Here is a 14,917-nt window from a genome sequence, read left to right on the forward strand (position 1 = left end):
GCACCTGATCCTATCGGAAAGTCTGCGTGCATGCGGTCACGCAGCCTATCAAGCGCTGGCGGAATAGGACAGCCGGGGGCTGTTGATCGCGCCCTTCGATCCTGCGTCATCCTGACGAAAGTCAGGATCCATTCGGCGCGACATCTGCGAGCGAGCGCTGAATGGATCCCGGATCAAGTCCGGGATGACGGTAGGAACAGAAGAGGCGTCAGCCTTCACCGCTTGCGCTTGCCGCCGCTGGCGACGAAGCGGATTGCCTGGCCGCCGCCGGGCGCCAGGTCGAGGCTGAGGACGTCGCCCTTCTTCACCTGCTTCTTTTCGATCACGATCGCGTGGCGTGCCTCGGTGCGATAGTCGGCGCCGGGGCCGTCGCGATAGATTTCGGCGGTATAGCTGCGGCCGGCATCGAGGAAGTCGAGCGTGACCTTGGACGAGCGCGCCTGTTCATCGCCGACCGCGCCCAGATACCAGTCGTCGCTGCCCTTCGCCTTGCGCGCGATGGTGACATAGTCGCCGACCTCGCCATTCAAGGCGCGGGTGTCGGACCAGTCAGTCGGCACATCCTTGATGAACTGGAAGGGGCCGGGATATTTGGCGTAATTTTCCGGCGTGTCGGCCGCCATCACGACCGGGGAATAAAGGACGACATAGAGGGCGAGCTGCTTGGCGATGGTCGAGTGGATCGTGCTGCCTTCCGAACCCGACAGGCTGAGCACGCCCGGCGTGAAGTCCATCGGGCCGCCCAGCAACTGGGTGAAGACCAGGTTCGCCTCATGCTCTGGCGGGTTCTTGCCACCGACCCAGGCATTATATTCCATGCCCCGGCCGCCTTCGCGCGCGACCCAGTTGGGATAGGTGCGGCGCAGGCCGGTATCCTTGACCGGTTCATGGCTGTCGATGCTGACATGATATTTGGCGGCGGCCTGCACGACGCGCAGATAATGGTTCACCATCCACTGGCCTTCATGCCATTCGCGATGCTTCGCGCCATCGGCGTCGACCCGCTCGATCTGGCCGGCATCGGTGACATAGCCGGTCTTCACCACCTGCTCGCCATGGTCGGCCGCCCATTTGAAGGCACTGTCGAGCTGACCGTCATAATGGCTGGCCGATCCGCCCGTTTCATGATGGCCGATCAGGGTGACGCCCTTGGATTTCGCATAGGCGGCAAGGCCATCGGCGTCGAAGTCCTCGGTCGGCTGCGAGAAGTTCATTGCATTGCCGTTGCCGAACCAGTTGCCGTCCCAGCCGACATTCCAGCCCTCGACCAGCACGGCAGGGATGCCGCTGGCGGCGGCGAAATCGATATAGCGGCGGACATTGGCGGTGGTGGCGCCATGTTTGGGACCGCGCGCCCAGCTCCATTCGCCCTTGATCATGTTCCACCAGACGCCGACGAATTTGCCCGGCTTGATCCAGCTTGAAACGTCGCCGAGCTTGTTGGGCTCGTTCAAGTTCAGGATCATGTGATTCATGTAGAGGCCGGCGGCATTGTCGGCGACGGCAATGGTGCGCCAGGGGGTGGAGAAGCCGGCGTCGCGCGACACTTTGGGGGCGCCCGCCCCCGGCGTCAGATCGGCGCGGAAGGTGTTGCCCTCGGCGCGGGCGAGATTCATGCCCGCATAATCGACCAGCGCGGCCTCATGCAGGGCGACATGGGTGCCGTCGGCCAGCTTCACCGTCATCACCGTCTGGGCGGTGCCGACCGCGTCGAGCGGGGTGCGGTTGTAGAGATATTCCTCGCGGTTCCACTCATAGGCGGGCTTCCACCAGGCCGTGCCGCCCTGCGCGAAGGCGAACTGGGTCAGTTCCTCGGCAATGTTGGCGTGATGGAGATTGGCCTGATCGGGCAGGCTGTAGCGGAAGGCGACGCCATCATCGAACAGGCGGAAGGTCACGTCCATCTCGCGCTGGAGATCGCCCTTCTCGCGGAAGACCAGCGTCAACTCATTATGATGGTCGCGGATCCTGGTCCATTCGCCCCAGGGCTGCGTCCAACTGGTGTCGCTGCTCGCCTGCTTGCTATCGGCCAGCGTCAGGTTGCGCTCGATCTTGGGCGCGTCGGTGAACATGAAGCCCAAACGGGAATCGGCGATCAGCGGCTTGCCATTGCGCTGCACGGCATAGCTGGGGCGCCCCTCGCCATCGAGGCTGATGGTGAGGGTGATATGGCCGTCGGGCGAGGCGGCTTTGGCCACCACATCGGCGCGCGCGGCGGTGGGCGCGAGCGCCAGGGCAATGAGCGGGAGAGCGAGCGCGGTCAGTCGCGTCATGGGAACGTCCTTAAACTTGGAAGGCGGCGACGAGGCCGGATGCGGGGGCGAAATTCCAGTCGGCGATGCTGCCGGTCGACAGTTCGACCTGCCAGCGGTCCGCATCGGCCGGGCGCCAGGCGACGGGGCTGGTGCCGAGGTTGAAGACGCAGAGGCGCTGCTGCCCGTCCTGCGTCCGTTCAAAGGCGAGCAGATCGTCCGGCGTATCGAGAAAGGTGATCGTGCCGCTGCGCAGCGCCGGGGTGGCGTTGCGCAGGGCCAGCACCTCGCGCGTCCAGTGGAGCAGCGAGGCGGGGTCGGCTTCCTGCGCGTCGACGGCGAGCGGGCGATGCGCCTCCCCCACCGGCAGCCAGGGCTTGGCATCGGAAAAACCGAGCCACGGGGCCGCGCCGGTCCAGGGCATGGGTGTGCGGGCGCCGTCGCGCGACAGGGTCAGCGGCCAGTTGGCGATCGCTTCGGGATCCTGCAGATCCTCGAACGCGATATCGACCTGCGGCAGGCCCAGTTCCTCGCCATAATAGAGGAAGATATTGCCGCGCAGGCAGGCCAGCAGCAGCATCTTCATCCGGCAATAGGCATGGGCGTCGATGTCGCCGGCCCATCGCGAGACGGCACGCGGCGCGTCATGATTTTCGAACGCCCAGCTCGGCCAGCCAATCCCCTGCTCCGCCGGCCAGCGCGTCAGCGCGTCTTTGAGGAACGGCGCGGTCAATTTGGGCGCGTAGAGGAAGTCGAAGCCATAAGCGGTGTTGAGGCGATGATCGCCCTGGGTGAAGGCCTTCATCTCCGCATCGCTGTCATCCCCGCCGACTTCGGCGACGGTGAAGCGATCGGGATATTCGTCGAACACCGAACGCACCTTTTCCAGGAACAGCGGAATGTCCGGGTGGCTCTGGCTGTAGCGCTTGATCTGGAAATCATAGGGGCGCGTGCGGATGCGACCGTCTTCGGGCGCGGGCGGATTGTCGCGCAGTTGCGGGTCGGGCATCGAATGGTTGATCGCATCGATGCGGAAGCCGTCGACGCCGCGGTCGAGCCAGAAGCGGACAATATCCAGCACCGCCGCCTGCACCTTTCCATTGTGCAGGTTGATCTGTGGCTGCTCCTTCAGGAAATTGTGCATATAATATTGGCCGCGCCGCGCGTCCCAGGTCCAGGCCGGGCCGCCGAACACCGACTGCCAGTTGTTGGGCGGCGTGCCGTCGGGCTTGGCATCGGCCCAGACATACCAGTCGGCGTGGTCGTTCTGGCGGCTGGAGCGGCTTTCGATGAACCAGGGATGTTCGTCGGAGGTATGGGCCCAGACCTGATCGACGATGATGCGCAGGCCGAGGTCATGGGCGCGGGCGATCAGCGCATCGAAATCGGCGAGTGTGCCGAAGATCGGATCGACATCGCAATAATCCGACACGTCATAGCCGAAGTCGCGCATCGGGCTCTTGAAGAAGGGCGAGAGCCAGATGGCGTCGACGCCGAGCGAGGCGACATAGGGAAGATGGGCGGTGATGCCGGCCAGATCGCCGATGCCGTCACCATTGGAGTCGGCGAAGCTGCGCGGGTAGATCTGGTAGATGGTGGCGCCGCGCCACCAGGGGGTCAGTGCGTCGGTCATTGCGGATTAGCGCTCCGTACAGCGCAGACGCTGTAGCCAAGGGGAGGAAGGTCGAGGGAGAGGCTGCCGGGCGCGGACGCGCGCGGGGCACAGGCCGCGCCGGCAAGGGTGTCGAAGGCGGTGGAGGCTATATCCACCTGGACCTGCGCCCTGATCGGCGCGGTCGATGTGTTGAAGGCGATCAGATATTCCGCGCCCGTATCGGGATCGAAGCGGGAGACGGCGAACAGGCCGGGTTCGTCGCCGCGCGCCCGGATCGTTTCGCTGCCCCGGCGCAACGCGGCATGGCCAGTGCGCAGGCGGGCGAGCGCCGCGATCTCGCGATAGAGCGGATGGGCAGGATCGAAGCGCGCGGTGGCGGTGGTGGCAGTGCTGCCGAGCAGGCGATTGTCGTTATAGCTCGCCACCTGGCTGCCGAACATATCCTCGCGCGCGTCCTGATCGCCGCCATCGCCGACGAAACCCTGTTCATCGCCATAATAGATGGTCGGCACGCCGCGCAGCGTCAGCAGCATGGCGTTGGCGAGCATCACCCGGCGCAGCACCTCGTCCTCGCCGGCCTGCGGGAAGGCGCGGCGGACGAAGGTGGCGAAACGGCCGGCATCATGATTGCTGACGAAAGTGGGCAACTGGCGCGCAGTGGCGGCGCCACCCTGATAGAGGGCGTCGCCGGTCAGCATGCGTTCCCAGGTCGCGGTCGCCGCCTTGCCCGCGACGGTTTCCAGCGCGGCCTGGCGGAAGGCGAAGTCGAGCACGGCGGGAAAGCCGCCTTCGCGGGTGTGCCAGGCGAGCGGGCCGGCATCGACCGTCTCGACATAGACTTCGCCGAAGACATGGAAATTGGGGATGCCCCGCGCCTTGGCCCGCGCCTGCATGGCGGGGACGAACTGCTGCCAGAAATGCGGGTCGACATGGCGGGCGGTGTCGATGCGGAAGCCGTCAATGCCGAAGCGGTCGATCCAGCCGCCGAAAATGTCGATCATGCCGGCGATCACGCGCGGATGTTCGGTCATGAGATCGTCGAGCCCGGCAAAGTCGCCCATGGTCGCGCTCTCGCCCGAATAGGTCGTCTCGCCGCGATTATGATAATAGCGCACATCGTTGAGCCAGGCCGGGTTCTTCACCGCCTGCTCGCCCTTCGGCACGAAGGGGGTATAGGCATAGGCCGGGTCGGTGAGCTTGCCGAAATTGGCGGCGCTATGATCGGCGTCGCCGGCAAAGCCCGGATTGATCGCCGGGCCGGCCACGCCGCCGCGGCGCTGATAGGGATAGTCGGCGCGCGAGCGATAGGGACAGGGCCGGTCGGCGCATTCGCGATATTGGATCACGTCGGCCGTATGGTTGGCGATGATGTCCATATAGACTTTCATCCCCCGGCCATGGGCGGCCTTCACCAGCGCAGCGAAATCCGCGTCGGTGCCGAAATGCGGATCGACATGCTCGAAATCGGTGATCCAGTAGCCGTGATAGCCGGCACTTTCCTGGCCCTTGGGGCCCTGCACCGGCTTGTTGCGGAAGATCGGGCCGACCCAGATGGCGGTGGCGCCCAGCCCCTGAATATAGTCGAGCCGGCGGATCAGCCCCTGGATATCGCCGCCATGGTAGAAGCCCTTGGACGCGGGATCATAGCCGGTCTGGAGCCGGTCGCCCTTGAGGCCGCCCTTGTCATTGGCCCGATCGGCATTGTCGAACCGGTCGGGCAGGACGAAATAGATGACTTCATCTTCGGGCAAGCGGGCGCGAAAGCCGTCATCCTGTGCCATCGCCGGAGCGGGAAGCGCGCAGAGCGCAGCCAGCAGCATTGCCGTTCGTCCGCGCATGGCCTTCATCCCTCCCATTGCCGCTTGTGCCCGATTGCCGCGGCTTGGCCCCTTCTTAGTCGGCGGGGACAGGGCGGGCCAAGGGAGCGGCATACGTATTCAGACCGGTTTCAAACCCTTCTATTCCCAATGGAGACTCGCTGGCGTAGGGTCGCGCCATGGCCGCCAACGACAAAGTGACATCCTTCGACATCGCCACGCTGGCCGGCGTGTCCCAGCCGACCGTGTCGCGCGCGCTGCGCGGCGACAAGACGGTGAGCGAGGCGACGCGGCTGCGGGTCGAGGCGATCGCCCGGCAGCTCAATTACACGGTGGACAAGAATGCATCCTCGCTGCGGCGGGGCAAGAGCAATACGCTGGCTCTTTTGTTCTTCGAGGATCTGCTGCCCGACGAAAGCTGGATCAACCCCTTCTTCCTGTCGATGCTGGGGCCGATCCTGCAGACCTGCGCCAAGCGCGGCTATGATCTGCTGACCAGTTTCCAGCAGTTGTCGACCGACTGGCATGTCGATTATGAGGATAGCCGCAAGGCCGACGGCATCATCCTGCTGGGCTATGGCGACTATGAAATCTATCGCACCCGGCTGGAGCAGCTGGTGGCGCAGGGCACGCATTTCGTGCGCTGGGGGTCGGTCGACCAGCATGCGCTGGGGATGACGATCGGCTGCGACAACCGGCGCGGCGGGCGCGATGCGGGCGCGCATCTGATCGCGCGCGGATGCAGCCGGATCGCCTTTCTGGGCGACGCATCGAGCCATTATCCCGAATTTCGCGACCGTTATGCCGGCCTGTCCGACGTGCTGCGCGAGGCCGGCCATGCGGTCGACCCCGGCCTGCATGTCGATGCGCTGTCGACCGAACAGTCGGGTTATGAGGCGGCGAGCCGCCTGATCGCGCGCGGCGTGACGTTCGACGCGATCTTCGCCGGGTCCGACCTGATCGCGATCGGCGCGATGCGGGCGCTGGACGAACATGGGCTGTCAGTGCCGGGCGACGTCGCCCTCATCGGCTTCGACGATATCCCTGCCGCCAGCCTGACGCGGCAGCCGCTGACCACCGTGGCGCAGGATTATCTGCGGGCGGGTGAGGTGCTGGTCGACGCGCTGATCGGCCAGATCGACCGCAAGCCGGTGACGCCGACGCTGCTGGCGCCCCGGCTGATCACGCGGATGACGGCTTAGGGCCTGAGTATCGTGCGATCATCTACCGCATCCTCCATTCGGTCGCTTGCTCTGCTTCCCCTGAGGATGGTCGGTTTCTTCGTCATCGTTCCTGTAGCCTTGGTCCTCAAGCTGGCATTGCTTCCTTTCGAAAAGCCGGCCGAACGATCTCCGCAGGAGGTCGCCACATATCTTCGGGATTTCCTCGAAGGTAAGGGCGGCTCTGGTGATTGGGATTATTTCACATCTACCGAAATAGCTGATCCACGATTGAACGATATCCGCGGGCGTGCCGCAAACCTCAATCTGCCATTTGGCGAGGAAGAGGAGGCCCTTCTGGAAGAACTTATCAGGGAAGTTATGGAAATTGTGGCCGAGGAAGCCGCGTCCTGAAACGGATTCATTCGACTTTTCGTTTTGGGAGTGTCGAATGGACCCCAGATCAATTTTGGGTGACATTGCCTTATAGTAACCACGCGCTTCCCTCCCCTCCCTCTCAGGGAGGGGTTGGGGGTGGGTAGGCGAGCGGAGCGAGCCTTGCTAGCTTGGCCTCATGCGCCGCGTTCCTGAACATATGACGGCCAATGCCCGCGCGCTGCGCAACGGCCAGACCGATGCGGAGCGGTGATCTGGTTGCGCATATCCCGCTATCGCCCGCGCTTCACGAGGCAGTTGGTCATCGGCCCCTATATTGTCGATCTGGCATGCCGTTCGGCGAAACTGGCGATCGAGTTCGATGGGAGCCAGCATCTGGATGCGCAGGCCTATGACGAACGTCGCTCCCTGTTTCTAAGGGGACAGGGCTGGACGATGTTGCGCTTCTGGAATGGCGACGTAATCGAGAATCCGGATGGTGTGGTGGAGGCTATCTTGAACAGGGCCACCGAGTGCCTCGGCGGTACCCACCCCCAACCCCTCCCTGGAAGGGAGGGGAGGAAGAAGAGCGGCTGAGTCCATGCCCTCCTCCCTCCAAAGAAAAACGGACCGCCCTCCCCTCTAAGGGGTGGCGGTCCGGGGAGGGGGATTACCCGCGTGCAGTCGGGCAATCCGGGGAGGAATTTCAGAACTTGCCCGACCGGCGCAAAGGCCGGTCAGAACTTGCCCGATCGGCCGCAGGCCGATCAGAACTTGTAGGTCAGGCCCAGATAATAATCGCGGCCGTAGCGCTGATAGTCGATGACCTGGCGCTTATCGCCATTCTGATACGTGACGAAGGGCTGGTCGGTGAGGTTCTTGCCCTGCAGCAGGATCGACAGGCCGGTGAGCGGCCCCGACTGGAATTCATAGCCGATCTGCGCGTCGAGAATGCCCTCTGCCTTGGCGGTGCGGAAGGTCGGCGCGGCCGAGAGGCCGGCGACTTCGCCCAGGAAGGAGGAGCGATAGCGATAGGAGACGCGCGCCTGGAAACCGCTCTTTTCATAATAAGCGGTGCCGCTGGCGACCCATTTGGACAGGCCCGGCAGGGTGACGACATCGGTCGGGTTGCTGCCATATTTGACTTCGCTGTGGGTGTAGGAACCGCTGGCGAAGATGCCGAAGCCGTCGAGCGTTTCGCTGAATACCTTGAACGGCAGCGAGACGGTGCCTTCCGCCCCCATGATCGTGCCCTTGCCGGTGTTGGCCGGGGCCTTCAGCAGGCCGATATAGCTGCCGTCGGCGATGATCTGGTTGCGGATGTCGGCAGGCAGCGAGGCCAGCACGTCCGAGAAATCATAGGCGATATTGTTGTTGGGATCGACGAAGTCGGTCAGATTCTTGAAATAGCCCGCGAGCGAGACATAGCCGCCGCCCGGAAAATATTTCTCGATCGACAGGTCGATATTGGTCGACTGATAGGGACGCAGCGCGATGTTGCCGCCATTCGAGCTGAACGGGCTATATTGCGGGTCGGAGCCGAGGCCGACATTGGCCAGGTTGAAATTATATTCCTGGTTGATCCGTTCCTGGTCCATACGCGGACGCACCATGGTCTGGGCCGCGCCCATCTTCACGAAGAAGCCGGGTTCCAGCTCGACCGAGAACTGCGCGCTGGGCAGGAAATTGGTGAAGCTTTCCTTGCCCGAGGCCGGGACGACGGTGACGACGCCGTTGGAGAAGTTGGAGATGGTGCCGGTCGATGCCTGGCGGGTGTGGATCACCTGCACGCCGATCGCGCCCTTGAGCGGCTTGCCGCCCAGATCGCCATCCAGCGTCATCTTGGCATAGCCGGTGAAGACATCTTCCTTCACGACATTGTCGCGCACCAGCGACGAGGGGCGATTGTCGAACACGGCGTCGAGCGTGTTGTTGTAGAGATAGAGCGGATCGAGCGTCAGCATCGCCGGCACGCCCAGATAGTCGAGCGAGACATTCTTGCCGAGCAGTGCCTCCTGCGGCACCGGCGCCGAGCCGGGCGTGCCATTGGCGATGGTGCAGTCCGTGCCGCCGGTGGGGCAGAGGAAATAGCTGGTATAGGCGCTGGTCTTCTTGCGCCGGCTGTAATTGCCGCCGACTTCCCAGTTGCTGAAGATGCTGCCCGAAATGTCACCGACCAGGTTGGCGCGGAACGACTTCATGTCGTCGATGAACTTGGGCCGGTTGAGGAAGCCCGCCTGCACGACGGCGGTGGTGCCGTTATAGCCCCAGCCATTGGGGTCGGTCAGGCTGATGACGTTGGTGTCGGTATAGTCGAGCGTCGGCACGATGCTGAACAGGCCGTTAGACTGGCGCTCGACGCGCACCGTGTCGGACACGCCCGACCGCAGATAGCCGGTGCCCGAATAGGTTTCGAGCAGGAAGTCGGTGCGCTTAGCGCGCGACCAGCTGGCGTCGACATTGAGCTTGAGCCGATCGTTCAGGCGGATGTCGTTGTTCCAGCCGAGCGAAATGGTGTCGGCCTTGCGCTTGTTATAGTCGTTGCGCTGAACGCCATAGACGTTGGAGAAGGTGGCGCCGGTGACGAAGCCATTTTCGACCGTCACGTCGCTGACGCCGACGTCCGTGCCCCAGACGAGCGGAAATTCGATGCCGCGCAGCCGCTGTTCTTCCTCGAAATGCGAGGCGAGGACGTCGAAGGTCGAGTGAAAATTATCGCTCGGCTGCCATTCCAGCGTACCGACCATGCCATAGCGCTTGAGCAGGTTCGACTGCACATAGGGCTTGGCGCCGCCGATGATCAGATTGCCGTCGGCATCGGTGGGATAGCCCCAGGCGTTGAAGCGCTCATTCTGCGACGGGGTCTGCGAGGCGGCGAAGCCCAGCGACAGGCCCAGCGTGTCGTCGGCGAACTGATCGACATAGGTGGCCGAGGCGCGATAGCCATAGCGTTCGCCATCGGGATTGAGCTTGTCCATGCCATTCATCTGGCCGCGCAGCGACACGGCGAGGATGCGGTCATTCTTGTCGAGCGGACGCAGCATGCGCAGGTCGACCGTGCCGGAAATGCCGGCGGCGATCAGCGCGGCGTCGGCGCTCTTGTACACATTGACGTTCTGGAAGAATTCCGAGGGATACTGGTCATATTCGACGCCGCGATTGTCGCCGACGGTGACCTGTTCGCGGCCATTGAGCAGGGTGGTCGAGAAGTCCGGGCCAAGGCCGCGGATCGACAGGCGCTGGTCGCGGCCTTCGAGGCGCTGGGCGGTGACGCCGGGCAGACGGGCGAGCGAGTCCGCGATCGACACGTCGGGCAGCTTGCCGACATCTTCGGCCGAGATGGAATCGACGATCAGCACGGAATCGCGCTTCACCTTGGCGGCGGAGGCGAGCGAGGCGCGGATGCCGGTGACGACGATGCCTTCGGATTCGCCGGCGGCGGGTGCGGCGGGCGTCGCGGTTTCGGCGTCGGTCTGCGCATGGGCGACCGCGGCGAACGAGAAGGAAGCCCCTGCCAGCAGCGCAGCGCGCAGGACGGTATGACGGAATTGATGCATGACAGTGATCCTCCCCAGGACGCATCTTGAGCGTTTCTTGCCGACATGTGTCGGTCTGGTTCAAATAGCGCCGCCCCCGACCCTCTGCACAGATTCCAGCATACGTATTCAGCCATATTCACGACATGCCCGGTTACCGTAGGGGAAATGGCCGAAATAGCGGGTTCAGCCGTGCGATAGGGCCGATGGCATGGGCGCGGCCGACGACAAAAATATGCGGCTGATGCTTGAAAGCCACGCGCACTTTCCTAGATTGGTCCTGTCACTCTTCCCCCCTTTGGAGTGACACCTCCCTGAACCTGGCCCCGTCGTCGAGCTTGCTCCGGCGGGGTTTTCTTTTGCCCGCCAGAGCGGGTCAGGACGCGGGCAGGAAGCCGGCGCGTTGCAGCCGGGCGACCGAATCGCGCGCGACGGGGACGCTGAGCCCGCCATCCAGGGTGATGAGCCAGCTGCGCCCGGCGGGATCGCAGCGCAGGATGGCGCGATGGGCGATCCACCAGCTGCGATGCACCTGTGCCCCGGCCACCCCCTCCATCTCCGCAATCGCGTCGCGCAACCGCATCAGCAGCAATTCGCTGCCGCCTGCGCCATGGACGCGGACATAATGATCCTCGCTCTGCAGCGCCAGGATCGGCCCGGCAAATCCGGCCGACAGGCGATGGCGCAGGGCGGGTTCGGCCGGGGATGTGGCGGCGGCGCCTTCGGGGTGCGGGGCATCGGCGGGCGGCGGCAGGATACCTCGCTGGGCCAGCCGCCGGTCGGTCTGTTCGGCCCAGTGGGTGACGACCAGCACGGTGAGCGCGCAGAGGAAGGAAAAGGGCAGCAGGCCGGTAAAGCCGTCCAGGTCGCGAAAGGCGGTGCGGCCGACATTGCGCCAGAGGAAGGCCAGCGGCACGACGCAGAGCGACACGCCGGAAAAGACGGTGATCGACACCGAAAGGTCGATCCGCAGCGCCAGCCGGCGCAGCAGCCAGATCACCGGCCGGACGAGGATATAGGCCCCCATCAGCAGCAGCCACCAATGGCCGATCCGCCCCGGCAGACCGTCGCGCATATAGGTGCCGAACGGCCCCATGAAGCCGATGATGCCGGCCAGCAGCAGCATCGCCCACAGCTCCAGCAAGATGCGTCGGTTGAAAATCGGCTGTTCCCCTCTCCGTCCCGCTTGTCGCCCTGCCCGTTCGCGAAGCGCCGGCTGGAAAATGCCCGGTTTTGCGGGACATTGGCAAGCCCCCTTTCCGCGTAACGGATTGGCGCTTGCCGGCCGGCGGGCTGGTGCCATCAGCAGGGTGGACGGCCGCCCGGTGCCCCTGGGCCAAGGCCGAGACGAGGAGAGAATTTGGTGACCAAGCCCCCTTCCCGCCGGCTGCCCATGTTGGCGATGCTGCCCATCCTGATCGGCGGACTGGCGCTGGATGGCGGGCCGACCCTGGCCCGGCCTGGGGCGCAAGGCGCGCTGTTCGGCCAGCCGGTGATCCGCACCCTGCCATTGCCCGCCGACATGCGGCCGCAAAGCGCCACCTACACGCCGTCGGGCCGGATATTGCTGACCTATGCCCGGCCAGGCGAGAGCGATCCGCGGCAGATCAACCTCGCCATCATGGACGATGATGGCAGCCATATCCGCCCGATCTTCAGCGGGACGATTCCCGCCCGGCCGAAGGATAATGGCATCCGCTACATGGTGTTTGCCGACAATAAGCGCATCTTCCTGGGCGATTTCGTGATCGAATGCCCGACCAGCCTGGACGATTGCACGCAGGCGCAACTGGTGCCCGTCACCTATCCGCCGCAGGTGGCCGATGGCGCGCATATCTGGCATCGCTGGTCGGAAATGGTGGTGGCGCCGGACAATCGCCATATCGCCTGGACGACCCTGCTCGCCAATTATTCCGCCGCCGTGCTGACCGGCGAACTGACGCGCGGCCCGGACGGCTATGTCGTCACCCGGCCGCAGATCATCAGCAGCAGCGATCCCTTTCGCCCCGATCCGGCCCATGCCGATGGCGTCATCCCGGCGCCGATCCGCGGCGGCGAGGTGAAGCAGTTCGTCCATGGCGGCAGCGCCCTGTCGCTGGTCGGCGCGGTGAAGCGCGACCTGCCCGATTCGGTAGTGATGGACCTGATGAGCGGCAAGGTGACGCCGATCACCGACACGCCGGGCTATACCGAAACGACGATCTTCTCGCCGGACGAGCGGTTGGGCATGGTGATGACCACCCGCTTTTCGCAGACCGACCCGGCGATATTGGGGCTGATGCCCCGCCCCTATCCCGACAGCCTGAACATGGGGCTGAGCATGTTCGCCTATACCTATGCCGTCACCGGCGTGCGCACGGCGCGGCCGGGCAATGTCGGGCCGGCGCTGATCGACATCGCCCGGTCGCAGCGCGAGGATGGCTATCTGGGCGCGAACCTCAGCAGCCAGGCCGACTGGGTGTTTCATTCGCCCATGTCCTGGCATCCCGACAGCCGCCGGGCGACCTGGATCGAGGGGCTGCGCGGCAGCGAGACCAAGCGGGTCCAGATCGTCACCCTGCCCGAATACAAGGCCGGGCCGGCGGTCGCCCCGCGCGCCGTGCCCGACAGCCTGCCCTATGGCGATAGCGACCTGTCCACCCTGCCGGCGCTGGCGGGCAAGAGCCAGAATATAGACGTGAAGGTCTATGGCCGGCGGTCGGGCCATATCCTCTATCGGCGCACGAGCGGCGCCATCGAGAAAATCTATGTCAATTTCAGCAACGACGGGAAGCAGGTCTATAGCGGGCGCGAGACGACGCAGATCAACATGCGCGGCCAGTCCAGCTACGAAGCGGATATCCGCCTGACCGGCCCCCGCCCCGGCGTCATGAAGCTGCAGATGACGTTCGGACCGCTGGGCGGCCCCAAGCCCGCCGCGATCGACTTCACGCCCCAAGCCGATGGCCAGCCGCACAGCCGGGGCTTTGCCGAATATGGCGGCCGGCGCCTGAGCGTGGACCGGCTGGCGCCGTGAAGAGCGGCCGGACGATCAGGCCATGGCGCTGATCGTCCGGCGGAAGCGGGTGAGTGCGATCAGGAAGAAGGCGACGCCGATCGCGGCGGTGGCGGCGAATTGCGGCCAGACGACGCCGATGCCGGCGCCCCGGAACAGGATCGCCTGACCCAGTTCGACGAAATGGGTGGTCGGCGCGAACAGCATCACATCCTGCACCAGCTTGGGCATGGATTCGCGCGGGGTGGTGCCGCCCGACAGCATCTGCAGCGGCAGCAGGACAAGGATCATCAGCATGCCGAATTGCGGCATGTTGCGCGCCAGCGTCGCGAGGAAAATGCCCATCGAGGTCGTGGAGAACAGCACCAGCGCAGCGCCCGCGAAGAAGAGCGCCAGCGATCCGGCGACGGGCACGTGCATCAGCCCCTGCACCACCAGGTTGATCGACAGAGACGAGGCGAGCAGCACGACCAGCCCCATCGACCAGACCTTTGACAGCATGATCTCGAACGGGGTGACCGGCATCACCAGCAGATGCTCGATCGTGCCATGTTCCCGCTCGCGGATCAGCGCCGCGCCGGTCAGGATGATCGACAGCATCGCGATCTGGTTGATGATCTGTGCCAGCGCACCGAACCAGGTATGGTTGAGCGTCGGGTTGAAGCGCGCCCGCACCGCCAGGTCGACCTTGGGCACGCTGTTGGCGCGATAGCGGTTGACGAATTCATTCACCTCGGCGGTCGCGATCTGCTGCACATAGCTGCTGCCCGAGAAAGCCTGGCTCATGCGCGTGGCGTCGGTGTTGAGCTGGATTTCCGCCGTCCGGCCGGCCAGCACGTCGCGCTGGAAGCCATGGGGTATGTGGAGGACGAAGGTGAAATCGCCCGCGTCCATGCCCGGATCGATCTGCGCCGGCGCAATCATCCGGGGCAGCGTGAATTGCGGCGGATAAAAAGCGGCGACGATCCGCTGTGACAGCGGCGATTCATCCTCATCGACGATTGCGATGGCTGCATTGTGCAGCGTTTCCGGCTTGGAATTGGCCGAGGTATAGATGGAGACGGTGAAGACGAACAGGATCAGCACCAGCATGATCGGGTCGCGCCACAGGCTCCACAGCTCCTTTACGCCCAGCCGGTAGATGTTGGAAATCGTCGCCAGCATCGA

The 14,917-nt window shown here is 64.5% G+C and carries 10 protein-coding genes; 4 read left to right on the top strand and 6 right to left on the bottom strand.

From position 1 onward, the window contains the following. Positions 1 to 215 precede the first annotated feature (215 nt). The 3 genes from DIZ22_RS13305 to DIZ22_RS13315 are packed head-to-tail and all read right to left on the bottom strand — an operon-like array spanning position 216 to position 5,705. On the bottom strand, positions 216 to 2,273 hold the full coding sequence (locus DIZ22_RS13305; RefSeq protein WP_122928305.1) for a glycoside hydrolase family 97 protein: 2,058 nt from the start codon (positions 2,271 to 2,273) through the stop codon (positions 216 to 218). 10 nt (positions 2,274 to 2,283) lie between these two features. Continuing rightward, the gene (locus tag DIZ22_RS13310) at positions 2,284 to 3,885 is read right to left on the bottom strand and encodes an alpha-glucosidase (RefSeq protein WP_122928306.1); all 1,602 of its coding nucleotides are present in this window, start codon (positions 3,883 to 3,885) and stop codon (positions 2,284 to 2,286) included. Next, positions 3,882 to 5,705, bottom strand: coding sequence for an alpha-amylase family glycosyl hydrolase (locus DIZ22_RS13315; protein ID WP_122928820.1), 1,824 nt, complete (start codon positions 5,703 to 5,705; stop codon positions 3,882 to 3,884). The genes DIZ22_RS13310 and DIZ22_RS13315 overlap by 4 nt, the downstream gene beginning before the upstream one ends. Before the next feature lie 158 nt (positions 5,706 to 5,863). Between DIZ22_RS13315 and DIZ22_RS13320 the strand changes: the two genes are divergently transcribed. The 3 genes from DIZ22_RS13320 (at position 5,864) to DIZ22_RS13330 (ending at position 7,816) form a co-directional block, all read left to right on the top strand. Then, positions 5,864 to 6,886 carry a LacI family DNA-binding transcriptional regulator gene (locus DIZ22_RS13320; protein WP_010338930.1) on the top strand — a complete coding sequence of 341 codons (1,023 nt, stop codon included), beginning with the start codon at positions 5,864 to 5,866 and terminating at the stop codon, positions 6,884 to 6,886. A 66-nt stretch (positions 6,887 to 6,952) separates the two neighbouring features. Next, complete coding sequence (locus DIZ22_RS21830) at positions 6,953 to 7,258, top strand: hypothetical protein (protein ID WP_164488895.1); 306 nt, start codon at positions 6,953 to 6,955, stop codon at positions 7,256 to 7,258. Positions 7,259 to 7,489: 231 nt separating this feature from the next. Next, the gene (locus DIZ22_RS13330) at positions 7,490 to 7,816 is read left to right on the top strand and encodes a DUF559 domain-containing protein (protein WP_240626729.1); all 327 of its coding nucleotides are present in this window, start codon (positions 7,490 to 7,492) and stop codon (positions 7,814 to 7,816) included. A gap of 170 nt (positions 7,817 to 7,986) precedes the next feature. Here DIZ22_RS13330 and DIZ22_RS13335 read toward each other — a convergent pair whose 3' ends face one another. Together DIZ22_RS13335 and DIZ22_RS13340 are read right to left on the bottom strand one after the other, a co-directional pair. Continuing rightward, positions 7,987 to 10,776, bottom strand: a complete 2,790-nt coding sequence (locus tag DIZ22_RS13335) for a TonB-dependent receptor (protein ID WP_010338929.1) — start codon at positions 10,774 to 10,776, stop codon at positions 7,987 to 7,989. Positions 10,777 to 11,131: 355 nt separating this feature from the next. Next, positions 11,132 to 11,881 (bottom strand): LytTR family transcriptional regulator DNA-binding domain-containing protein, encoded by a 750-nt coding sequence (locus tag DIZ22_RS13340; RefSeq protein ID WP_048937669.1) that lies wholly within the window; start codon positions 11,879 to 11,881, stop codon positions 11,132 to 11,134. Between the two features lie 237 nt (positions 11,882 to 12,118). Between DIZ22_RS13340 and DIZ22_RS13345 the strand changes: the two genes are divergently transcribed. Then, on the top strand, positions 12,119 to 13,771 hold the full coding sequence (locus tag DIZ22_RS13345; protein ID WP_122928822.1) for a hypothetical protein: 1,653 nt from the start codon (positions 12,119 to 12,121) through the stop codon (positions 13,769 to 13,771). Between the two features lie 15 nt (positions 13,772 to 13,786). Here DIZ22_RS13345 and DIZ22_RS13350 read toward each other — a convergent pair whose 3' ends face one another. Continuing rightward, a complete protein-coding gene (locus tag DIZ22_RS13350) occupies positions 13,787 to 14,914 on the bottom strand; it encodes an ABC transporter permease (protein WP_037509166.1) in 1,128 nt (375 codons plus the stop codon). Positions 14,915 to 14,917: the final 3 nt, after the last annotated feature.

Source organism: Sphingobium sp. LF-16 (assembly GCF_003711185.1).
Classification (GTDB): domain Bacteria; phylum Pseudomonadota; class Alphaproteobacteria; order Sphingomonadales; family Sphingomonadaceae; genus Sphingobium; species Sphingobium yanoikuyae_A.